Source organism: Metabacillus idriensis (genome assembly GCF_009674765.1).
In the GTDB taxonomy this organism is placed as follows: Bacteria; Bacillota; Bacilli; order Bacillales; family Bacillaceae; genus Bacillus_P; species Bacillus_P idriensis.
This window is the reverse complement of record NZ_WKKF01000002.1, coordinates 521,385-542,193: the sequence shown is the minus strand read 5'-3', so window position 1 is coordinate 542,193 and position 20,809 is coordinate 521,385. Positions and strand designations below refer to the sequence as shown.

At 41.2% G+C, this 20,809-nt stretch carries 19 protein-coding genes and 1 pseudogene; 9 read left to right on the top strand and 11 right to left on the bottom strand.

Annotated elements, in window-relative coordinates; translation table 11 throughout:
• Positions 1-44: 44 nt before the first annotated feature.
• Complete coding sequence (gene thiC / locus GJU41_RS10935; protein ID WP_070877024.1) at positions 45-1,754, top strand: phosphomethylpyrimidine synthase ThiC; 1,710 nt, start codon at positions 45-47, stop codon at positions 1,752-1,754.
• A 209-nt stretch (positions 1,755-1,963) separates the two neighbouring features.
• On the opposite strand, the gene GJU41_RS10930 is transcribed toward thiC, so the two are convergent.
• A complete protein-coding gene (locus GJU41_RS10930) occupies positions 1,964-3,295 on the bottom strand; it encodes an FAD-dependent oxidoreductase (RefSeq protein ID WP_070877025.1) in 1,332 nt (443 codons plus the stop codon).
• 382 nt (positions 3,296-3,677) lie between these two features.
• On the opposite strand from GJU41_RS10930, the gene GJU41_RS10925 reads away from it, so the two are divergent.
• Together GJU41_RS10925 and GJU41_RS10920 are read left to right on the top strand one after the other, a co-directional pair.
• Entirely contained in the window at positions 3,678-4,610 is a 933-nt protein-coding gene (locus GJU41_RS10925) for an ABC transporter permease subunit (protein ID WP_070877062.1), read from the top strand.
• On the top strand, positions 4,607-5,473 hold the full coding sequence (locus GJU41_RS10920) for an ABC transporter permease (protein WP_154318583.1): 867 nt from the start codon (positions 4,607-4,609) through the stop codon (positions 5,471-5,473). The genes GJU41_RS10925 and GJU41_RS10920 overlap by 4 nt, the downstream gene beginning before the upstream one ends.
• A 68-nt stretch (positions 5,474-5,541) precedes the next feature.
• Here GJU41_RS10920 and corA read toward each other — a convergent pair whose 3' ends face one another.
• The 6 genes from corA to GJU41_RS10890 all read right to left on the bottom strand — a co-directional run bounded on the left by corA (position 5,542) and on the right by GJU41_RS10890 (position 9,982).
• Entirely contained in the window at positions 5,542-6,498 is a 957-nt protein-coding gene (gene corA / locus GJU41_RS10915; RefSeq protein WP_070877027.1) for a magnesium/cobalt transporter CorA, read from the bottom strand.
• A 15-nt stretch (positions 6,499-6,513) separates the two neighbouring features.
• On the bottom strand, positions 6,514-7,281 hold the full coding sequence (locus GJU41_RS10910) for an ABC transporter permease (protein ID WP_070877028.1): 768 nt from the start codon (positions 7,279-7,281) through the stop codon (positions 6,514-6,516).
• Complete coding sequence (locus tag GJU41_RS10905; RefSeq protein ID WP_070877029.1) at positions 7,265-8,182, bottom strand: ABC transporter ATP-binding protein; 918 nt, start codon at positions 8,180-8,182, stop codon at positions 7,265-7,267. Before GJU41_RS10905 ends, GJU41_RS10910 begins: the two co-directional genes overlap by 17 nt.
• Positions 8,183-8,306: 124 nt before the next feature.
• Positions 8,307-8,645 (bottom strand): DUF3231 family protein, encoded by a 339-nt coding sequence (locus GJU41_RS10900; RefSeq protein ID WP_154318582.1) that lies wholly within the window; start codon positions 8,643-8,645, stop codon positions 8,307-8,309.
• The gene (locus GJU41_RS10895; RefSeq protein WP_083328235.1) at positions 8,629-8,835 is read right to left on the bottom strand and encodes a hypothetical protein; all 207 of its coding nucleotides are present in this window, start codon (positions 8,833-8,835) and stop codon (positions 8,629-8,631) included. The genes GJU41_RS10900 and GJU41_RS10895 overlap by 17 nt, the downstream gene beginning before the upstream one ends.
• Before the next feature lie 511 nt (positions 8,836-9,346).
• Complete coding sequence (locus tag GJU41_RS10890) at positions 9,347-9,982, bottom strand: lysozyme family protein (protein WP_070877030.1); 636 nt, start codon at positions 9,980-9,982, stop codon at positions 9,347-9,349.
• 238 nt (positions 9,983-10,220) lie between these two features.
• On the opposite strand from GJU41_RS10890, the gene GJU41_RS10885 reads away from it, so the two are divergent.
• Complete coding sequence (locus GJU41_RS10885; protein ID WP_070877031.1) at positions 10,221-10,658, top strand: GNAT family N-acetyltransferase; 438 nt, start codon at positions 10,221-10,223, stop codon at positions 10,656-10,658.
• Between the two features lie 161 nt (positions 10,659-10,819).
• Here GJU41_RS10885 and GJU41_RS10880 read toward each other — a convergent pair whose 3' ends face one another.
• The 3 genes from GJU41_RS10880 to gnd all read right to left on the bottom strand — a co-directional run bounded on the left by GJU41_RS10880 (position 10,820) and on the right by gnd (position 14,363).
• Positions 10,820-11,626, bottom strand: coding sequence for a 6-phosphofructokinase (locus tag GJU41_RS10880; protein ID WP_070877032.1), 807 nt, complete (start codon positions 11,624-11,626; stop codon positions 10,820-10,822).
• A gap of 206 nt (positions 11,627-11,832) precedes the next feature.
• Complete coding sequence (gene gntK, locus GJU41_RS10875; protein ID WP_070877033.1) at positions 11,833-13,365, bottom strand: gluconokinase; 1,533 nt, start codon at positions 13,363-13,365, stop codon at positions 11,833-11,835.
• 98 nt (positions 13,366-13,463) lie between these two features.
• A complete protein-coding gene (gene gnd / locus GJU41_RS10870) occupies positions 13,464-14,363 on the bottom strand; it encodes a phosphogluconate dehydrogenase (NAD(+)-dependent, decarboxylating) (protein WP_070877034.1) in 900 nt (299 codons plus the stop codon).
• Between the two features lie 299 nt (positions 14,364-14,662).
• Between gnd and GJU41_RS10865 the strand changes: the two genes are divergently transcribed.
• Both GJU41_RS10865 and GJU41_RS10860 read left to right on the top strand, forming a co-directional pair.
• Positions 14,663-15,508: a MurR/RpiR family transcriptional regulator gene (locus GJU41_RS10865; RefSeq protein ID WP_070877035.1), complete on the top strand. Its 846-nt coding sequence runs from the start codon at positions 14,663-14,665 to the stop codon at positions 15,506-15,508.
• 341 nt (positions 15,509-15,849) lie between these two features.
• Positions 15,850-17,199, top strand: a complete 1,350-nt coding sequence (locus GJU41_RS10860; protein ID WP_070877036.1) for a GntP family permease — start codon at positions 15,850-15,852, stop codon at positions 17,197-17,199.
• A gap of 38 nt (positions 17,200-17,237) precedes the next feature.
• Here GJU41_RS10860 and GJU41_RS10855 read toward each other — a convergent pair whose 3' ends face one another.
• Positions 17,238-17,540: a hypothetical protein gene (locus tag GJU41_RS10855; RefSeq protein WP_070877037.1), complete on the bottom strand. Its 303-nt coding sequence runs from the start codon at positions 17,538-17,540 to the stop codon at positions 17,238-17,240.
• Between the two features lie 138 nt (positions 17,541-17,678).
• On the opposite strand from GJU41_RS10855, the gene GJU41_RS10850 reads away from it, so the two are divergent.
• From GJU41_RS10850 to GJU41_RS10840, 3 genes and pseudogenes are all read left to right on the top strand, one after another.
• Positions 17,679-18,113 (top strand): MarR family winged helix-turn-helix transcriptional regulator, encoded by a 435-nt coding sequence (locus GJU41_RS10850; RefSeq protein WP_070877038.1) that lies wholly within the window; start codon positions 17,679-17,681, stop codon positions 18,111-18,113.
• Between the two features lie 4 nt (positions 18,114-18,117).
• Complete coding sequence (locus GJU41_RS10845) at positions 18,118-19,341, top strand: MFS transporter (protein WP_154318581.1); 1,224 nt, start codon at positions 18,118-18,120, stop codon at positions 19,339-19,341.
• A gap of 420 nt (positions 19,342-19,761) precedes the next feature.
• Positions 19,762-20,776: pseudogene (locus GJU41_RS10840) on the top strand (YeiH family protein).
• Positions 20,777-20,809 lie beyond the last annotated feature (33 nt).

Here is a 20,809-nt window from a genome sequence, read left to right as displayed (position 1 = left end):
GTGCAGATCAAAACTCTACTAAACGATATGAGGAGGAGTTAAGATTGGATTTCGCATTTACTAAACCGTTTGAGGGCAGCAAAAAGAGGTACAAAAAAGGATCAAGAGAGGACATTTGTGTACCTTTTCGGGAAATTGAACTCGCGGAAGATCATGAGCCTGTGCTTGTTTATGATACGAGTGGTCCCTACACAGATTCAGCAGCTGTCATTAATATTAAAAAAGGATTGGCTGAAGTAAGAAGAAGCTGGATTTTTGATCGGGGAGATGTTGAAGAATATTCAGGGCGCAGCGTAAAACCTGAAGATAACGGCCGAAAAGGGAATGTTACTCCACTTGAAAACGTCTTTACTGGTGATAGAAAAGTACTGCGTGCAAAAAAGAATTCCAATGTCACTCAGCTTCATTACGCCAGAAAAGGAATCATTACACCCGAGATGGAGTTTATAGCCATTCGTGAAAACATGGACCCTGAGTTCATTAGAAGTGAAGTTGCGGGCGGCAGAGCCATCATTCCTGCAAACATCAATCATAGAGAAAGTGAGCCGATGATTATCGGCAAGCATTTTCATGTCAAAATCAATGCCAATATAGGCAACTCAGCCGTCTCTTCATCCATTGAAGAAGAAGTGGAAAAAATGACATGGGCGATTAAATGGGGCGCTGACAACATCATGGATTTATCGACTGGCAAAGATATTCACACAACCAGAGAATGGATCATCAGAAATTCTCCAGTACCTGTTGGCACAGTTCCCATCTATCAGGCGCTTGAAAAAGTGAATGGCATTGCAGAGAATTTGACCTGGGAAGTATATAGAGATACCTTAATCGAACAGGCAGAACAAGGGGTCGATTATTTTACTATTCATGCTGGTGTTTTGCTGCGGTACATCCCTCTTACAATTAAAAGAACAACCGGGATTGTATCAAGAGGAGGATCCATTCTTGCAGGATGGTGCTTAGCCCACCACGAAGAAAACTTTCTCTATACTCACTTTGAGGAGATTTGCGAGATCTTAAAGCAATATGATATTTCCATTTCCTTAGGCGATGGCCTTCGTCCTGGATCGATTGCAGATGCAAATGACGAAGCCCAATTTGCAGAACTTGAAACACTTGGTGAGCTCACTAAAATCGCATGGAAGCACGATGTTCAAGTGATGATCGAAGGTCCTGGACATGTTCCGATGCACATGATTCGGGAAAATGTAGAAAAGCAGCAGGAGATTTGTCAGGAAGCGCCTTTTTATACACTTGGACCATTAACAACTGATATCGCACCGGGGTATGATCATATCACTTCAGCTATAGGTGCAGCCATGATCGGCTGGTTCGGAACGGCGATGCTTTGCTATGTGACGCCGAAAGAGCACTTGGGATTGCCTAATAAAGATGATGTCCGCGAGGGAGTCATTGCTTATAAGATCGCTGCGCACGCCGCGGATCTCGCCAAAGGACATCCAAATGCACAATATAGAGACGATGCCCTGTCTAAAGCCAGATTTGAATTCCGGTGGGAAGATCAATTTAATTTGTCCCTTGACCCTGACCGGGCAAAAGAATATCACGATGAAACGCTGCCGGCTGAGGGAGCCAAAACCGCTCATTTCTGCTCGATGTGCGGACCTAAATTCTGTTCGATGAGAATATCCCACGATTTAAGAAATACCGTAAAAGAACAGGAAATGGAAGAAGGACTGAAGCAAAAGTCGAGAGAATTTGTTGAAAAGGGTTCGGCTATATATCAGTAGACCATTTAAGCTGTGAACGTTCTGCCGGTTCATTGAATCATTTTGGGCAGAACCTTGTATTACTTTCCAAACCGGTCCATTTACTGTCCGGAATGTCGGTAATACTGGCGGAAAACAGGAAAATACTTTCTTCTTTGAATGAAATACTATCTTTTTTACAAATTCTCACAAAAAACAGCGGAATACACACATTCCGCTGTTTTCATATCTTACTGTATCGCCTGCAAACCTGCCTGGTTCAAGAAGTTCCAAGGCTTGTTGTAATGCGGCTGGAAGAAAAAGTCGACAAAGCCAAGCTCATCAATCGTCATGCCATTTTGGATACAGACAGATAAAGTATTGATTGATTGAGTCAGATCAGCTTTTGACATCACTTGTGCACCAACAATTCTTCTTGTTCCTTCTTCATAAACGACCTTCAAAGTGACAGATTCATAAGATGGCATGAACTCAGGACGATCATTTTCTAAGATTGTGATACTTTTCACATTCATATCCATAAAAGAAGCGGCTGTTTCTGTCATTCCAGTTGAAGCGATATTGTTTTCATAAATCTTAATGCCTGATGTACCTTGAGTACCCATATATTTGATTGTTTTCTTCACTAAGTTTTTTGCAGCTAAAGTTCCCATGCGGACGGCATTTGTAGCCAGTGGAATATACGCATGCTTCCCAGTAGGATTGTAGAGAATCGCGCAGCTGTCGCCTGCTGCAAAAATATCTTCATTGCTTGTTTGCATATACTCATTGACGATGATAGCGCCATTATCCAGCATATCTACCTGCCCTTGCAGCAAACCCGTATTCGGTTTAAATCCAATGCATAGAACAACTAAATCTGTCTCGTATGCTCCTTTTGTTGTCACTACTTTTGAAACATGGCCATTTTCGCCTTCAAATTTGCTGACTGTCTCACCCAGAGCAAGAGTAATGCCGCGATTTTCAAATTCATTTTCTATGACTTCTGTATATTCTGGATCAAGATATTTGCTTAAAATGCGGTCTGAACTGTCTATTAAAGTAACTTCTTTTCCGTAAGATTCAAACGCTTCTACAAGCTCAATCCCAATATAGCCTGCCCCAACAACTGTGATTTTCTGGGCATCCTTCGCTTTTTCAATGATATTATTTGCATGAGTATAGTTTTTTGAAAGGACGATATTATTCAATTGAATTCCTTCTAAAGGAGGAACAATCGGCCAAGATCCTGTCGTCATCACTAATTTGTCGTACGTATCTTCAATGACCTCCCCTGTTTCAAGGTTTTCAGCTGTCAGTGTTTTCGCTTCTGAATCGATAGACGTCACGGCATGTTTCATTTTCATCGTTACTCCCATATTCTCAAGTTCCTGAGGTGAAGAGTAAAATAAGCCCTGTGCGTCCTGAACAACTCCTCCTACATATAACGCGATGCCGCAAGATAAGAATGAAACATTATCATTTTTTTCATAAACCGTAATTTCTGCTTCCGGATAAAGCTTCGTCATATTTGAAACTGCTGCTGTTCCAGCATGTGTACATCCAATCACTGCGATTTTCATAAAGGTAGTTCCTCCTTGAGATTATCATTTGTGAATGTTTTCACATAATATTGTGAAGTTATTCACATATGTTGCTTAATTCATATTATATTCCCCTATTTTCAAAAACGCAAGAGATATTGTGAAGTTTTTCACATAAAGTTTTTTCCCTGTTACTATCTATTCATCAGTCAATCGTCATGGTAAAATTTTTACAATAATGTAAGAAAAACGCAAGCGCCCGTTTAGCGCAGGCATGTCAGATAAGGATCCGACAGAAAAGGCGCTTTTTGCCAATACTTTCGGATCCTTACTGGCCGAGGAGCCTGAGCGATTCCGCTCGCCATCGAAGCGCAAAATTTTATACTTTTCTTATCTTTTTAAAAAAATGCGAGGTTTTCACATGAAATCTGCCGTAGAAATCAGCAAGCACATTTTACTATTTCTCTTAATTGTTCTATCTCTCATTCTAGTCGTTCTTTTCCCCAGAGATGTTGAAATAAGAGCTGAGGGCAGAGCACAGACAGTCATATATGACTTTCAGTTTTCATGGTCTGTCTATCAAGAAAACATAACATCTTTTTTCAGCGGCCTTTATCAGGATAAAAGCCTTGGACTGACAAAATATGAACGCCCTGTAGAAGAAGAAATGAAACTGTACTTTTCAAGAAGCATAAAAATCATTATGACTGCTTTCCTCCTGAGCTCAATTTTCGGAATCCTGAAAGGAGTATATGATGCATCGCACCCCAGTCCGCTCGGAATGATTTTTGGAAAAGGATTCACATGGGTGCTGCAGGCCATTCCTGATTTCTTTCTGTTTCTCTGTCTGCAATGGGTTCTCATCATCTATTTTAAGGACTATGTCGATCTATTTGGACACGATAACTGGTACAGTTTTTTGTATCCCGCTCTGCTGGTTTCCATATACCCTGCCCTGTACATAAGCCGCATTACTGCTGCATCCTTTCAGGAACAATCAGACAAGCAATATATTATGGTAGCCCATTCAAAGGGATTGCCGCAAGCTTTTATCACATTTAAGCATGTTCTTAAAAACAGTGCAGTTCCAATCTTAAATCATGCCGGCTCCATGATGATCTATATTCTTTCCAATTTATTAATTGTGGAATATCTGCTTGATTACAAAGGGGCAGCATACCGTCTATTCGAAGCGTTTAATGTAATGCCTGTCTTAAGTGTTGGCTTGAACACAGCAATCGAGCCAAACGTCATTATTGCATTTGGCACTTCTTTCATGCTGCTCGTGCTTATTGTTCAAATCACGAGCTTACTTATTAAAAGAATGATAGATCCTAGGGAGGGAGGGGTATGAGAAATAAGACATTGTTGGTCGGAACCATTATGCTTGCTGTCATTATCATGATTTCTCTGGTTGGCCCTCTTTTCCCAAATGTGCAGGAAGGGACCAAAGAACAGCGAATGGTTTTTATAAACAGCACGACCTATGAACGGGCGCCTTTCCCTCCCTCACTGCATCATCCTTTTGGAACGGATGATGACGGGAGAGACATCGTCAGCCTCATTATCATGGGAGCAAAAGACACACTGCTCCTTATTTTCAGCATTACAGTCATACGTTATCTTGCCGCCATTGTGCTTGTTTTTTTAGGTTCCAGTAAAAAAAGTCCGTTCAGGCTGCTGATATACGGCTTAAACGGTTTTGCTGCAAGTCTTCCCTTAATTTTTGCAGCCATTCTTTTTATTACGATGCCCATGTTTACCTTCAGCCCTAATCGCGTCATCTGGATCATTCTCTTTCTCTCGCTGACTGATGTCGGCAAAGTTGCGTTTATCATTCAGCAATCAATGAGCAGCCTTTCGCATTCTCAATTTGTAGAAGCAGGAGTGACTGTCGGCAATAAACCATTAGGTCTTTTCACTCGCTATTACCTTCCGAATTTATTGCCGGAGCTGATCGTCCAATTTTTTATGGACCTCGGAAAAGTGGCCCTTTTACTTGGACAGCTCGGGATTCTATCTATCTTTGTCACACAGGTTTTTGTTCAGACGAACTATGGATACGGTGAACTGCAAAATACAAGCCTGAATTGGTCAACTCTTCTTGGGATGGCAAGATCTGATATATTAAGAGGCTTCTGGATTCCATTTTTTCCGGCACTTGCCCTGACATTCCTGATTTTCACCTTCAACTTCATCGGTGAAGGGCTTAGATAGCATTTCAGCCGTGTATAAACGGTTTTAAAAAAGTAAATGCCTGACTGCAGGAACAGTCAGGTACTCTTCTATATTTGGTCTTTATCAAACCATCCTTTTCGTTTAAACCAAATAAACATCATGAAACTTAGGAAGCCCATTCCTCCAAGTACATAAAAATAGCCGTATTCCCATCTGAGTTCTGGCATATTGTCAAAATTCATGCCATAAACCCCTGCTATAAATGTCAGCGGCATAAAAATAGTTGTAATGACAGTCAGTGTCATCATCACCGTATTTGCACGATAAGAGTTAACCGAGATATAATTTTCCCTTATTTCAGCTGTGAAATCCATATTGGCAGAAATCAGCTCGGACAGTTTTATCAGATGGTCATACACATTCATGAAATAGGTTCTTTCACTCTTTGGGATATTCAGTCTTTCTGAATTTAATAGCCGGTAAAGCAAATCTCTCATTGGATAGATGGTCCGCTTTAACTTAAGCAAGCCTGAACGCGTTTCAAACACCTGCTTCATAATCTGCTTGATTCTGAATTCCCCGCTCTCAAGCGCATTCAGCGTCTCTTCCATTTCCGTTATACATGGAAAATAGAAATCAACCAGTTTATCTAACAATTCATAAAAGACAAAATTGGGTGTAAGAGATTTCACATTATTTACTTGCTTTATTTTTTCATAAAGAAGCTCTGTTTCTTCCGACTGATGTAAATGAAAGGTTACAATATACTTATCAGACAGGAAAACATCCACTTCCTCGGCCTCCATCGTTTCTTTATTAATAGAATGAAGAACGAAAAAATGATACCCGTCATAATAGTCAAGCTTCGGCCTCTGCAGAAAATGAAAACAGTCTTCAATAGCTAAAGGATGAAATTTGAAAAGATCCTTTAGCACTTTTCCTTCCTCATCTTTTTCAGGATAAATATCAAGCCAGACCATTTTATATGGATCAAGTGAAAAATTCTTTAAATCGACTGAGTGAATGATGCTGCCGCTATGATCGACTGCCATCGTTTTAATCAAAATGTTCCATCTCCTTTAAATCGACACATCCCGCTTCGTAAAAGCTGCCCATGCTGCTGCGAAAAACAGGCATAAATAAATACACAAAACAGCAATGGAAAATCCCATTGTTGTCCCCTCAAATAACGGCCTGTTCCCTTCAAGATGCTGCTTAAGGCTTGTATTGGCAAACAGGATGTACTTTCCCCATTCCAAATTGTAGTGTGCAAGGAGCTGGACGAAGGTTTTTCCTGAAAACGTGATGAACATCGACAGTCCTATAGCAAGAGAGCTGTTTCTGAATACAGCAGATATCATAAAAGCAAATGTCGAAATCATGATCATTTCAATGAATACGGTAAGATAATTCAGGCCGATGCTTTTTATTAACTCTGACTCCCACGTTTCGCCCGCTGTCCCAAAGAAAATTAGTCCTAATAAAACAGACAGGGCAAAATAGAAAAGTAAAAAGTACAATCCGAACAAAACAGAAGTGATGTATTTCGCCAGAAGAATTTTCGTGCGGACTACAGGACGGATGAGCAGAAATTTAATTGTGCCCCACGTAAATTCATTTGCTACAATAGCCCCGGCAATCACAAGTGCAAAGAAAGGCAGAACAAATAAAAAACCTGTAGTCAGTGATACATATCCCAGTACAAATTCATTGGTTCCTGCACCGGAAAACATTCGTTTTGATATGACTGCCAAAAAGACGCTGACCACAGCAAGTGTAATAAAAAGGACGCTTGAACTTTTCTGAAAAAGCAGTTTCATATGCTCGATTTTAATTAATTTCATCATGGAACATTTCCTCCGTAAGCTCGATAAAGGAGTCTTCCAATGACTTATAAAAAGGCTGGATGGAATAGACATCGATCTTTCCCTGCACGAGTATTTGATTGATTTTTGGAATCTCCTCTTTCTTGATTAAAAGAGAGATTCCATTATTGTGAATGACTGCGGAGTATTGGGGCTTTAATATTTGCATAGCGCGTTTGCCCTCTGATAATTCAAACCCCACTTTAAGCAGTTCATCCTTCTGCTTGCCAATCTCATTTACTGCAGCGATCTGCCCTCTTCTAATAATGGCAGCTCTTGTACAAAGTTCCTCTACTTCTTTAAGAAGATGAGATGCAATAATAACGGAAACATTTTCTTTTTCACATAGCTCTCTTAAATAGGTTCTAAGCTCTCTGATCCCAGATGGATCCAGTCCGTTTGTCGGCTCATCCAGAATGAGAAGCTTAGGTTTATGTAAAATGGCCTGTGCAATTCCAAGACGCTGTCTCATTCCAAGCGAGTAAGTTTCCACTTTGTCGTGGATTGCATTTCCCATATGAACAAGACTGACAACATCATCAATCCTTTTTTTACTGATGCCTCCGTGCATATGGGCAAAGTGCGATAGGTTCTGATAACCCGTCATAAAGGGATAGAATTCTGGATTTTCAACAATGGCTCCAGCATGTGAAATCGCTTTTTCAAATTCTCTGTGAACCGAGTGCTGATTGATTGTTATTAATCCGGAATCTATCTTAACGAGTCCTAGGATGGATCTGATTAATGTCGTTTTCCCTGAACCATTGGGACCCAGAAGTCCGAATATTTCTCCTTCATATACGTCCAGGGAAATTTGATGGAGCAGCTGTTTTTGACCAATTGACTTGTCCACATTTTTTACGCTGAGAATGACCTTCTTCATGCAGCATCCCTCCTCCTATCAACAGTATATACCGGAAGATGAAAATTCGAAAAGATGGATGGCAGAGGAACGGTATACGAAAAAAACTGCCGATAAGAATGCCTCAGACAGTTTTCAGGGATATTTATGTATCTTGCGGATGCCCAGGAGGCTGAAAATATGGCGGCACCTTAAGCCAGCTTCTCTCAATCATCAAATTCTTTAAATTGACACTATATTGAATGACAGCCGTTAAAAAGGATAAAAACATGACGGCAACATCGTTCCGGACAGTCTGAGCGAGTGCCGTTCCGCAAAAGGTTATATAGGTTGCCGTTTTCACACTCAGGAAATTAGCGATTTCATTGTCAGTAAACCTCACTCCGTATGGAACATTGCCTGGATTCGATAACGGCTTCTCTTCTGAAGTAGGCGGCAGCGGGATTCCCTCTTTTATTAAAAACTCTTTAAGGTTTTGAATCACGTCTGACGTTTCTAATCAGTTCTGTATCTGTTGTTGTATTTAAAAACACACCATAAAACACCACGGCTTCTTCCATTAAAGTCGATAATGTCCAAAGTGCCATTACTTCTCCCACATGCAGAGGCGCCTTTGGTTCATCATCAGCCGTTAATTTAATCATATTTTTTATCGTTTCAATTACATTCAACATTGTGAACACCTCCAATTCATATATTTCCCATTTTTTAAAAATAGTATTTCCTTATGTATAAAAAACTAAAAAGGGAGGATGCTCCGTCATCTAAATGACATTAGCATACTCCCTGATCTAAACTTTATCTCGGCTAGGCTCTTCTCTGTTCCACTTTTAAGCGTTTATGCTTTTAAGTGATAAAGTACTGTCTCTATAATACCTCTCTCTTCAAATAGCGTCAAGGTCTTTTTTCATTAGCATATTAAAAAAAGGCTCTTTTCGTAAATATTGTTGCTTTTAGACCAGATGTTAAAACCATAAGTGGATCTACGCTGCAGGAACTTGACTCCTGCGGGAAAATAGAGGGAAATGGGAGACCCCGCAGGCATGCCGAGGAGGCTCCCAGCCGGACCGCGGAAAGCAAGTTCCTGCAGCGGAAAGGAACGGACAACATTTATAATCAAAAACAACAATTTATGCGAAAACAGCCTAAAAAAAAGAGACCCATAAGCTTTGAGTCCCTTTAAGATTACATTTGATCATTCTTTTTTGCAGATGCTGTTTCAGTCAGAGTATTCACATTTTCCTGCACCTTCGTGCTGTAAGTAAAATCGCCATAGCAGTAAGGATAGCGGAAGTTCTCTTTATCTCCGCCGCAATTGTAGAGATCAGGCTGCTTTTTGACCTGTAACATCGAAAATTCTTTTGCAAGGTCCTCGCTGTGTTTGCCGCCATTTTTCACAATAAAATCAATGTAGCCAATTCCCATATTATAAGCTTGAATGACCGTCAGCTCGTCCACATTTCGTTCTTTTCCATACTGTAAGCTTTTTTGAAAATAGTTAACGCCCTGCTCAATGCTTTTAGCCGGATCTTCAATTGTATTTCTCGGAAGCCCCGCAGATTCAGAGGCCTGCATGGGATCTCCGCCCACTCCTTTGCTTTCCTGCTGCATCAGAGCAAGAACAAGCGGCGTATATTCTTCAAGCTGATACTCTGCAAGCTCCTGTGTAATCAGCTGCTCATACTTCTTTACATTTTCAAATCCGTCATTTGGATAGGTAGCCGGCAGTTTATTTTCTGCTGAATAAAAAATGGTCAGCACAAAAAATGCAATAAACAAAACCAGAATAAAGCCTATACTATTTTTAAGGAATCTTATCATTTTTCATACTCCGTTCCCTTTTCCCCTTGTATCTATCATTATAATGATTCTAGCAATCTCATCAATAGTTAGCTCGCTGCCTGCTTCTAATCAATCTAAGAATAAGGTAGAATGGGAGGGAGGGATACGGCCTGAAGTCTTTCTATCCATAAGGCCAGAGTCTGATGTGAAACTTTTTTGACCTTGCCTTCGTCTTAATTCTATGAAACTTCTTGTACATCAAAGTGAGGGATACTGCATGTTTGAAATAAAACAAATTGAAGCAGAACATACATACGCCTTAAGGCAAAAAGTTCTTATGCCTGACCATTCGATTGATGAATGCGGGTATACGCGTGATAAAAAAGAAGAAACGCTCCACATTGGTGCTTTCAAGGAAGAAACGTTGATTGGAACCGCCTCTTTTTTCAAGGAAACACATGAAAAAATGAAACAAAAAAACGTCTATCGTCTCCGCGGACTAGCAATCGATCCTGAGCACCGCAATCAGCTCCGAGGGCAGACGCTGCTTTTATTTGCTGAAAATAAACTGACTCAGCTTGATGCAGCCATGCTTTGGTGCACAACGAGCGTGAAGAATGTTGAGTACTATCAGCACCTGGGATTCAAAGAAACGGATCACCGTTTTCATTTGCCTTCAAAAGGGTTAAACGTATTGATGGTAAAACCTTTGTAGAACCGCTTCGGCGGTTTTTTTTGCATGCTATGGACTCGGAGGTTCGCTATCATCCCCGCTGACTTGGATTGGAGCATCTCATTTATTAGCTGAAATACAGCAGCTTCTGCTATTTTTTCTATCTAAAAAGCCTGCAGCATTCGACCGCTGCAGGCTTCTTTTCATTTTACTTCTTTATTTTCGATTGTCAGCTGTCTTGTCCCATCCGTGCTTTTCAGCCATTCGTATACAGACTGAGACAGGTTTTTTTCAATAATCCGGTCAGCGGCAGTCGGACGTGAGCTCATGCATTGGGATTCATCAAAGATAAGCTCTTTAAAATCAAGATCCATCTGCTGCTGCAAGAATGCCCCAAGCTGCTCTGGACGGATGGACTCGTTAATAATCAAGAAAGAGTAAGTCACTCCTTTTTGATCTTTTTTCTTGAGATAATCTGCAGCGTGCATCCACACAGATTCTCCACCTGTTACGACAACACCATCAACGGCTGACGCCGCATCCCGCATTAAATCAGACAGTTCCTCTCCTGGGAGCTGAACACAGCACACTCTCTGCTTCATATATAAAAGAGAGCTGATTGTATCTTTTACCTTAAGTACATTTGTTACAACTTCATTTAAAGCCGTATCGTATCCCAGTGAGCTGTCAGATAAAATAGAGATTGGGAGAAAGAGCAGCTTCACTTGTGCCAAAGACAATAAGTCGACAGCCTTCTTGCTTCCGCCGAATACGATGACAGCGTCATATGCTTCGATGACTTTGAGAAAACTTTCCTTGTTCTCTATGATCGTTTTTTCAGATACAGAGCGAACCCAGCTTTCCAGAGTTTCTGCCTTCAGTTCTGATAAAACAGTGTGCCATTCAAGTCCTTCTATTACGCTGTTCGTTTCAGAGGCGTACTGTGTAATGGCCTGGGTGATAGACTTCGTTTCATTTATAGTATCGATGCCGAGAACTCCGATGCGCATGCTATCCCTCTTTCTTTTCTATAGGCTCTTTTCGTAAACATTGTTGCTAGAAGCAGTTAGTAAAAAATCGGGTTTTGGATTTTTTACAGTCCTTACGCCCTCTAAAATAGCTCTGTATCCTCAAATTCAGGAAAAGAGCACGACAGAGAACTCCTTCGCATGAAATAACGATACGCAAAGCAACAACTAATGTGAACTCAGCCTTTCTATATATGCTTTTGCTGATAAGCCGCTATGCTTGCGTACTCCTCTTTCAGAAGGCGTGAAAGGCGAATATAGATAGGTGTTAGTTCTTTATAAACCTCAACATGTTCTGAGATTGGCTTATGGTGGTGGGTACCGCCGACCATATCTGATACTACATCAAGAGAGTCCACATGTCCAAGTCCATATAAACCAAGAAGCGCAGCACCTAAGCACGAGCTCTCAAAGCTTTCAGGAACAGAAACCTCCTGATCAAAAATATCCGCCATCATCTGGCGCCATAATTCTGAACGGGCAAATCCGCCGGTTGCCTGAATTTTTTTCGGCTCGCCGATCAGTTCTTCAAGTGCAAGAAGCACAGTATATAAGTTAAATATAACGCCTTCTAATACAGACCGTATCATATGTTCTTTTTTATGGTGAAGTGATAGCCCGAAGAAGGATCCTCTCGCGTTTGCATCCCACAGAGGCGCACGCTCGCCGGCAAGATAAGGATGGAAGAGCAAACCGTCAGATCCCGGCTTCACAAGTGATGCAATCTCAGTCAGCACTTCGTATGGATCTTTGCCTAAACGCTTGGCTGTTTCCATTTCAGAAGATCCTAATTGATCGCGTACCCATCTGAAAATCATTCCGCCATTATTAACCGGACCGCCGATTACCCATTTATCATCAGTCAAAGCATAGCAAAAGATCCGTCCTTTTGGATCTGTCACCGGTTTGTCCGTAACTGTCCGGATGGCTCCGCTTGTACCGATTGTAACTGCAACAACTCCAGGCTGAATCGCATTAACACCAAGGTTTGACAATACTCCATCACTTGCTCCGACTACAAACGGAACTGATGCAGGTATGCCCATTTCTGCTGCATAAACAGCATCGAGTCCCGTTAATGAGAATGTAGTATTTACAGGTTCTGAAAGATGTTCAGGCGTTATTCCTGCGACTTCAAGGGCTTCTTTATCCCAGTCTAGGGACTCCAGGTTAAACAGCCCTGTTGCTGAAGCAATTGAATAATCGATAACAAAACGCTTAAACAGCTTATGGAAAACGTACTCTTTAATGGAAATAAATTTAAACGTTTTCAAAAATAAGTCTGTTTGTTCATTTCGGATCCACGTAATCTTAGACAGCGGGGACATTGGGTGAATAGGTGTGCCCGTGCGTAAATAAATCTCATGGCCATTCATTTCTTTTGCTATTGTTTCTGCCCATTTGGCACTGCGGTTATCTGCCCACGTCATGCAATTTGAGAGCGGTGTTCCATCCCGGTCAACAGCGATGACACTGTGCATCGCAGAGCTGAAAGACACGCACAGCAAATCAGCCGGATCCACCTTGCTGCTTACTTCCTTAATTGTTTTAATCACAGCTTGAAAGATCTCATGCGGGTTTTGTTCTGCTGTTTCAGGATTAGGCGAGTATAACGGATACTCCACTCCAAATGTTGAAACGATTGTTCCATCTGTTTTAAACAAAACCGATTTTGTACTTGTTGTTCCAATATCGACTCCGATTACAAATTTCTGATTCATGGTGACTCCTCCTTACAATGCCCAAATCATTTTTAGAAATGAAAAAGAAGATGCTTGTTACTAAGCCTCTTCCCTTCTAATTTCAATGCCTAAACGTATTAGTCTTTATTTACGACAGCATGTCCGCCAAACTCATTGCGCAGCGCTGCGACTACTTTTCCTGAGAATGTATCTTCATCAAGCGAGCGGTATCTCATCATTAAGGATAAAGCGATAATCGGCGTAGCAGTCTGAAGATCCAATGCTTCCTCAACTGTCCATTTTCCTTCGCCGGATGAATGCATAACTCCCTTAATGCCATCAAGTCTTGAGTCTTTAGAGAATGCATTTTGAGAAAGCTCCATTAACCATGATCTAATAACAGAACCGTTGTTCCAAACTCTTGCAACCTGTTCGTAATCAAAGTCAAATTGGCTTTTCTCAAGGACTTCAAAGCCTTCTGCAATAGACTGCATCATGCCGTATTCAATGCCGTTATGAACCATTTTTAAATAGTGGCCGCTTCCCATAGCTCCTGCATAAAGATAGCCATTTTCAACACAGATATCTTTAAACAGAGGTTCGATTGAAGCAAACACTTCTTTTTCTCCGCCGATCATCGTGCAGGCACCATTTCTTGCGCCTTCCATTCCCCCGCTTGTTCCTACATCAAAGAAGTGGATGCCAAGTTCCTTCAATTCGTTTCCACGGCGAATGGATTCCTTGTAATTAGAGTTTCCGCCGTCAATGACGATATCGCCAGGAGCAAGAAGATCTTTTAATTCTGAAAGCACGTTTTCTGTAATAACGCCTGCAGGCACCATCATCCATACCGTTCTTGGAGATGGAAGCTTAGAAACTAGATCTTCAATTGAAGATGAACCAGCCGCACCCATATTAGCAATTTTATTTACAGCATCTGAGTCGATGTCAAATGCGACAACCTCATGTTTATGATCAATTAAATTAAGTGAAAGATTATATCCCATTTTCCCTAAACCGATTAAACCTACTTGCATGTTGTAAAACTCCTTTATATCTTGTTTTTGTCCTATAACCATTATACGAAAATTTTTTTCTTGTGCAATCGTTTTCAAGAAATTTTTTTTCATATTCTTTTTATGCTATACTTTTTTAAAGTATAAAAATGCAAATAAGATTCTGTATTCATGTCTAGCTGCAGCGCCTGACTCCTCGGTCAGAACGGATTCGTCAAAAAAGTCAAAACCGGACTTTTCCGACGGATCCTTATCTGCCATGCCTGAGCTGAGCAAGGCGCTTCCGCTTTTCTTAGTAAATGTAAGCGAGGTCATACTCTATGGGGCAAAATTGTTTAGGAAGTATTCGTTCTCATTATGCAAGGTTAAGTGAAAAAGAAAAAAAGATAGCTGATTATATTTTGGAGAACCCGAAAGAAATTATTCATAGCACCATCAATGAAGTGGCAGATAATCTTGGTGTTGCAGAAGCAACTGTTTTCCGTTTTTGTAAGCGCATAGATTTTAAAGGCTACCAGGCAATGAAAATTGCGCTTGCCTCTGAAATTATGAGCCCGGTTCAGCAGATTTACGAAGAAATTAATGACAATGACAATGAAAAGGCTGTTGCTGAAAAAGTTTTTCACTCCAATATCCGTACACTTGAAAACACCCTTCAAATCTTGGATTTTTCCTCCATTCAAAAGGCTGCCGGCATCCTCTCAGACGCAAACCGCGTTAACTTTTATGGAACGGGAGGATCAGCCATTATTGCGATGGATGCATATCATAAGTTTATTCGAACTGGAATTTCGGCCTATGCGTTTATTGACTCACACTTTCAGCTGATGTCGGCTTCACAGCTGACCGACCGCGATGTTGCCGTCGTAATTTCTCACTCAGGAACGAATAAGGATACCATTAAGGTGATGAATACAGCTAGAAAAAACGGGGCAAAAACCATTGGCATTACGGGATTTCCAAAATCTCCAATCGGTCAAAATGCGGATGTCTCCCTCTATACAAGCTCAGAAGAAACCGAATACCGGTCAGAGGCGCTCGCTTCTAGAATTGGCCAGCTCAGTCTAATTGATGCTCTGTATGTAAACATGATGATTTCAAATAAAGATGACGCAAAAAAATCATTGGAAAAAGTCCGGGATGCCATCTCGGAAACACGCGTATAAGAAAAGCGGAACCGACTGGTCAGACCCGACAGACGGAGCCGTTCTGGCCGAGGGGCTAGGAGGTGTAGCTAGACATCGAAGCGCAAAATTTTATACTTTCTTATCTCTTAAGAAATGCGGAAGCGCCTGGGTCAGCTCCGAAAGGCAGAGAAGAATCCGATCTAAACGATGAGTTAATAATCCCACTCTAATTAGAGAGCCCCCTAGGTTCTCTTTTTTTTCGGCTTATTAAAATAAAATATTTTTTCATAAATGTATTGATTTTAAAAAATATTTTTCATATAATCAGAGTCACTAGTTGAAAGTGCTTTCAAATTTTCAAACAAGAAAGGATTTTATCCATGTTATTACTTATTGTCTTTGCAGCAATCGTTGCTCTCCTACTGCTCATAACTGTGGCAAAGCTGAATCCTTTTGTCGCTTTAATTGTAACCGCTATCGGTGTTGGTCTTGCGACTGGAATGCCGCTTATTTCTACAAATCCCGAGGTGCCTGGCATTATTGACTCGATCAAAGCAGGTATGGGAAATACGTTAGGGTTTCTTGCAATCGTTCTTGCACTTGGTACAATGCTTGGCAAAATGATGGCAGAATCAGGCGGTGCCGAGCGCATTGCCAACACTCTGATTGCAAAATTCGGAGAAAAAAATGTTCACTGGGCAATGATGTTTGTTGCTTTCATCGTTGGTATACCTGTATTCTTCCAGGTTGGTTTCGTTCTTTTGATTCCGCTTGTGTTCACAATTGCACGCCGAACTGGAGTTTCACTCGTCAGTCTTGGAGTTCCGCTTGTAGCCGGTTTATCGGTTGTGCATGGTTTAGTGCCGCCGCATCCTGCCGCAATGGCAGCAGTTGGGATCTTCAAAGCGGATGTAGGCATGACCATTCTTTATTCGATTATTGTCGGTCTTCCGACTGCCATTTTAGCAGGTCCTGTTTATGGTAAATGGATTGGCAAACGCATCCACAAAACCGTTCCAAAGGAAATTGGCGACCAGCTGACAGAACAAAAAGATGAAAAAGAGCTTCCTGGCTTTTTAAATACAGTTATTACAGTATTAATTCCTGTTTTCTTAATGCTTTCTGCTTCGATCGCAGAACTGTTTTTATCAAAAGAAAGCACAGCATTTGAAGTATTCCGATTCCTTGGAGACCCTGTTGTTGCTTTATTAATCGCAACAGTTTACTCATTCTTCAGTCTCGGTTTCTTCCGCGGCATGAACCGTGATAAGATCCTGAAGCTGACAAACGACTGCCTTGCTCCTACTGCTACAATTCTATTAGTTATCGGTGCTGGAGGCGCGTTTAATAAGGTTCTTCTCGATTCAGGCATTGGCGATTACATCGCACAGCTTGCACAAGAATCAAACGTTTCACCCATTCTTCTTGCATGGGGAATTGCTGCAATGATTCGTGTTGCAACAGGTTCGGCCACTGTTTCTATGATGACAGCAGCCGGTATCGTTGCTCCAATTGCAGCTGTAGTTCCAGGTGTAAACCTTGAGCTTCTTGTTTTAGCAACAGGTGCAGGCTCACTCATTCTGTCTCACGTGAATGATTCAGGCTTCTGGATGATTAAAGAATATTTTGGAATGACTGTTAAAGAAACGCTTCAAACATGGACAGTGCTTGAGACGATTATTTCTGTTGCTGCACTTGTGTTTATCTTATTGCTAAGTATGTTTGTATAAAGACGAAAAATCCTCAGGCAATTGCCCTGAGGATTTTTTTATGGCCTGGTTCTAATGAATTGAAGCACATTCTTCTCACATATTTGTTTCCCGCGAAAAAAACTGACAGAATAGACAGCAGCTGTAATAGATATTGAGACGAGCAAATATATCATCCAGTACAAATGTGTTCCGGCATGATAGATGCTCAGCGCAAACGCACCCGTGAACCATACGATAATATGCAGGAGATGCTGAAGCTTGTATCGCTTGCGTTCAGCTATGGCCTCAATAAAAAAGACCGTATAGACGACCGCAAGAAGCGCATAAATAATAGAAACAAAAACGAGCATAACAAACATGCAGGATCACGCTCCTTCCCTTCATTTTCTCACAATTGATGTCCACTATAAAGAAATTTATCCGATAGTTACCCAGGTAACTTTTTTATAAATTTATGTTATAATTACCTAGGTAACTAATTTTTAAGGAGAAATGATATGTCAGAAATCGATCAGAATATTTTTCATTCCATTCAGCAGCTTTCAAGGCAGCTTACAAAACGGCTGAATGAGGTCCTGCAGCCTCATGGCCTGTTCAGTGCTCAATGGACTGTTTTATTCACCTTAAAAAAGTATGGAACACTGACACAGACAGAGCTGTGTGACTATCTCTCAATTGAAGCTCCGCCTATGACACGAACCATTCAGAGGCTTGTGAAGCAAGGATATGTTCTTCAAACTCCAGGTTCAGATAAACGGACAAAGCATATTAAGCTTACAGATAAAGCAATAAATGATTATGCTCTATGGGAAAAATCCGTTTTAGAAATGGAGAATGATTTACTCAAAGGAATTCCTGATGACATGCAAGCTCCTCTCCGGACATACATCCAGCAGTGGCTTCAGCACATAAGAAAGACAGAACGGAGATGAAAGAATGAAAGAACAAAAACTATGGACGAGAGATTTTCTCTCTATATCTTTAAGCAGCTTTTTTCTATTTTTAACATTTTATTATTTGCTTGTCACACTTCCGATCTATGCTCTTCATGACTTAAACGGCAAGCCATCTCAAGCAGGCCTGATTGTGACCATTTTTCTGCTTGCAGCGATTGTCATCCGTCCTTTCGCAGGAAAGTGGATTGAGCGCCATGGAAAAAGGATTGTGCTGATATCCTCTCTTTCTATCTTTGCTTTAGGATCTCTTCTCTACTATTTTACAAATACAATGAACGGATTGTTTCTTCTCCGCTTTTTTCACGGGATTGGATTCGGAATGGCTACAACAGCTGCAGGAGCGATCGTTGCGGATATAATTCCTGAAACCCGCCGCGGGGAAGGAATGGGCTACTATGCGATGTCAATGAACCTTGCCATGGTCATCGGCCCTTTTCTAGGACTTACCGCAATGGAAGAATGGGGAACAGCAGTGAGGTTCGGCATCTGTATCTTTACTGCCTTTTTCTCTCTGTTCTCAGGTCTTATAATCAAGCTGCCAAAGGCTGTAAAAGCAAGCAGCAAAGTGATGCCTTCAGCCGGCAACAAAGGTTTGAAAGGATTATTTGAACCAACAGCGATTTCGATTGCCCTTGTTGCAGGATTATTTGCCCTTGTCTATGCTTCTATTCTTTCGTTTGTTTCGGTTTATGCAAAAGAAATAGGCTTAATTGAGGCAGCAAGCTACTTCTTCGTCGTATATGCCATCGTTATGCTGATTGCAAGACCATTCACAGGAAGATGGTTTGATCAATACGGGGCAAACGTCATTGTTTATCCTGCGATTATTTGTTTTGCTGCTGGCATGGTGCTTTTAAGTATGGCAGAGACATCGTTTACCTTTTTACTGTCTGCAGCTCTTATCGGCTTAGGCTGGGGAACGCTGTTTCCAAGCTTTCAAACGATTGCTATTCAGTCTGCTGAACCTAAACGGAGAGGGCTTGCCACCGCAACCTTCTTATCCATTTTTGATATCGGAATCGGAATTGGCTCCTTCCTTGTAGGTGTCATCACGACTAAAATTGCATTCAGTTCTCTGTATTTCTTCAGTTCATTTTTCATCCTGGGATGCCTGGCTGTGTATTATTTATTGCATGGCAGAACCGCAGCTTCTGCTAAAGAAGAGAAATCAGAACCAGAAACTTATTTAAAAGCAAATGGATAATTCGAAACCATCACTTCAAATAGGAGTGATGGTTTTTTCGTTTGACTGTTTTCGCATAGATTGTTGTTTTCGATTATAGATGTTGTCCGTTACTTGCAGCGAGAGGAACTTGCTTTCCGCTGGGAGCATGGGAGCCTCCTCGGCGTTGCCTGTGGGGTCTCCAATTTTGCTCTAATTCCCGCAGGAGTCAAGTTTATCCGCTGCAATCCACTTAGAGTATAAACATTTTTTTAATAGCAACAAAGTTTACGAAAAGTGCCTTTCTTTTACACTATGATTGAACTTTTTAACTAACTTCCTTGAACATCCGATTTCTAATCATTTAAAATGCTAATAATGATGATAATTAATATTTATTTTACTAATAATAAACTCACTGATAAAGTAAAAGGAGAACGAATTGCTTAGGAAGTGTACATCATGTTAAAAAGTCAAACAAAGGAAAAACAGAATATTTTTCCATTTATGCAGGGGATTTTGCTGACATTTATATTTGCAGCTGCAGCTTCTTATATAGCAACATTTTCCTTTTTCTCCATAATCGGACCGCTTATTATCGCCATGATCATTGGAATCATGTGGAGAGCTTCTGCTGGTATAAGTGAACAAGTGCTTGCAGGAGCAGTATTTTCAAGTAAAAAGCTATTGCGATTCGGCATTATTTTGCTCGGAATGAGACTGAATTTATCTGACCTCTATCATGCAGGTTTCAATGTATTTGTCTTATCCCTGATCGTCATCCTCTTTACCATACCTCTTGTATATGCTCTATCCCGCTTTCTCAAAGTGGATAAGAAACTCAGTATCCTCACCGCCTGCGGAACAGCGATTTGCGGTGCCGCAGCAGTTGCAGCAATTGCCCCATTAGTCAAAGCGAATGACGAGGAGACTGCTGTGAGTGCTGGAACCCATTGCCATTTTAGGCACGGCCTTTACCCTGCTTTACACCTTTATCTATTCATTTATTAATCTAACACCCTATGGGTTCGGTGCTTTTTCGGGAGGAACGCTTCATGAAGTTGCACATGTCATAGCTGCGGCATCGATCGGAGGAACCGAAGCAGAGGATATGGCCATAATCGTAAAATTAACCCGTGTCGCCCTTCTTGTACCCGCTGCTTTAATAGTCGGAATCCTATTTAGAGAAAAAAAGACAGATGGGGCTCCCTCATCCTTGCCAATCCCATGGTTTATTCTTGGATTCCTTTTCATGAGCGGATTGAATACAGCCGGGATTGCATCAGAGGAAACGGCTGCTTTCATTGTCTTCTTATCCTACCTATTAATTGGCATGGCCATGGCCGGACTGGGATTGAACGTCAACTTAAAGTCTTTTAAAAAGCTTGGCGCTAAGCCGCTGATTGCCGGTTTGACAGGGTCGCTGGTGCTGTCTGCAGCGGGGTATGGGTTAGTCCTGTTATTGGGGTTGAATTAAACAAATAAAGCCGGTCATTGCCTGACCGGCTCT

Bases quoted from the DNA above. Each gene is read 5' to 3' on its own strand.
- GJU41_RS10920 (WP_154318583.1), top strand. From the start codon at position 4,607: ATGAGAAATAAGACATTGTTGGTCGGAACCATTATGCTTGCTGTCATT.
- GJU41_RS10890 (WP_070877030.1), bottom strand. From the start codon at position 9,982: ATGATAAGATTCCTTAAAAATAGTATAGGCTTTATTCTGGTTTTGTTT.
- GJU41_RS10880 (WP_070877032.1), bottom strand. From the start codon at position 11,626: ATGCGCATCGGAGTTCTCGGCATCGATACTATAAATGAAACGAAGTCT.
- GJU41_RS10895 (WP_083328235.1), bottom strand. From the start codon at position 8,835: ATGTTGAATGTAATTGAAACGATAAAAAATATGATTAAATTAACGGCT.
- GJU41_RS10925 (WP_070877062.1), top strand. From the start codon at position 3,678: ATGAAATCTGCCGTAGAAATCAGCAAGCACATTTTACTATTTCTCTTA.
- GJU41_RS10850 (WP_070877038.1), top strand. From the start codon at position 17,679: ATGTCAGAAATCGATCAGAATATTTTTCATTCCATTCAGCAGCTTTCA.
- GJU41_RS10905 (WP_070877029.1), bottom strand. From the start codon at position 8,182: ATGAAGAAGGTCATTCTCAGCGTAAAAAATGTGGACAAGTCAATTGGT.
- GJU41_RS10845 (WP_154318581.1), top strand. From the start codon at position 18,118: ATGAAAGAACAAAAACTATGGACGAGAGATTTTCTCTCTATATCTTTA.
- GJU41_RS10860 (WP_070877036.1), top strand. From the start codon at position 15,850: ATGTTATTACTTATTGTCTTTGCAGCAATCGTTGCTCTCCTACTGCTC.
- gntK (WP_070877033.1), bottom strand. From the start codon at position 13,365: ATGAATCAGAAATTTGTAATCGGAGTCGATATTGGAACAACAAGTACA.
- GJU41_RS10855 (WP_070877037.1), bottom strand. From the start codon at position 17,540: ATGTTTGTTATGCTCGTTTTTGTTTCTATTATTTATGCGCTTCTTGCG.
- GJU41_RS10865 (WP_070877035.1), top strand. From the start codon at position 14,663: ATGGGGCAAAATTGTTTAGGAAGTATTCGTTCTCATTATGCAAGGTTA.
- GJU41_RS10885 (WP_070877031.1), top strand. From the start codon at position 10,221: ATGTTTGAAATAAAACAAATTGAAGCAGAACATACATACGCCTTAAGG.
- gnd (WP_070877034.1), bottom strand. From the start codon at position 14,363: ATGCAAGTAGGTTTAATCGGTTTAGGGAAAATGGGATATAATCTTTCA.
- GJU41_RS10910 (WP_070877028.1), bottom strand. From the start codon at position 7,281: ATGATGAAATTAATTAAAATCGAGCATATGAAACTGCTTTTTCAGAAA.
- GJU41_RS10930 (WP_070877025.1), bottom strand. From the start codon at position 3,295: ATGAAAATCGCAGTGATTGGATGTACACATGCTGGAACAGCAGCAGTT.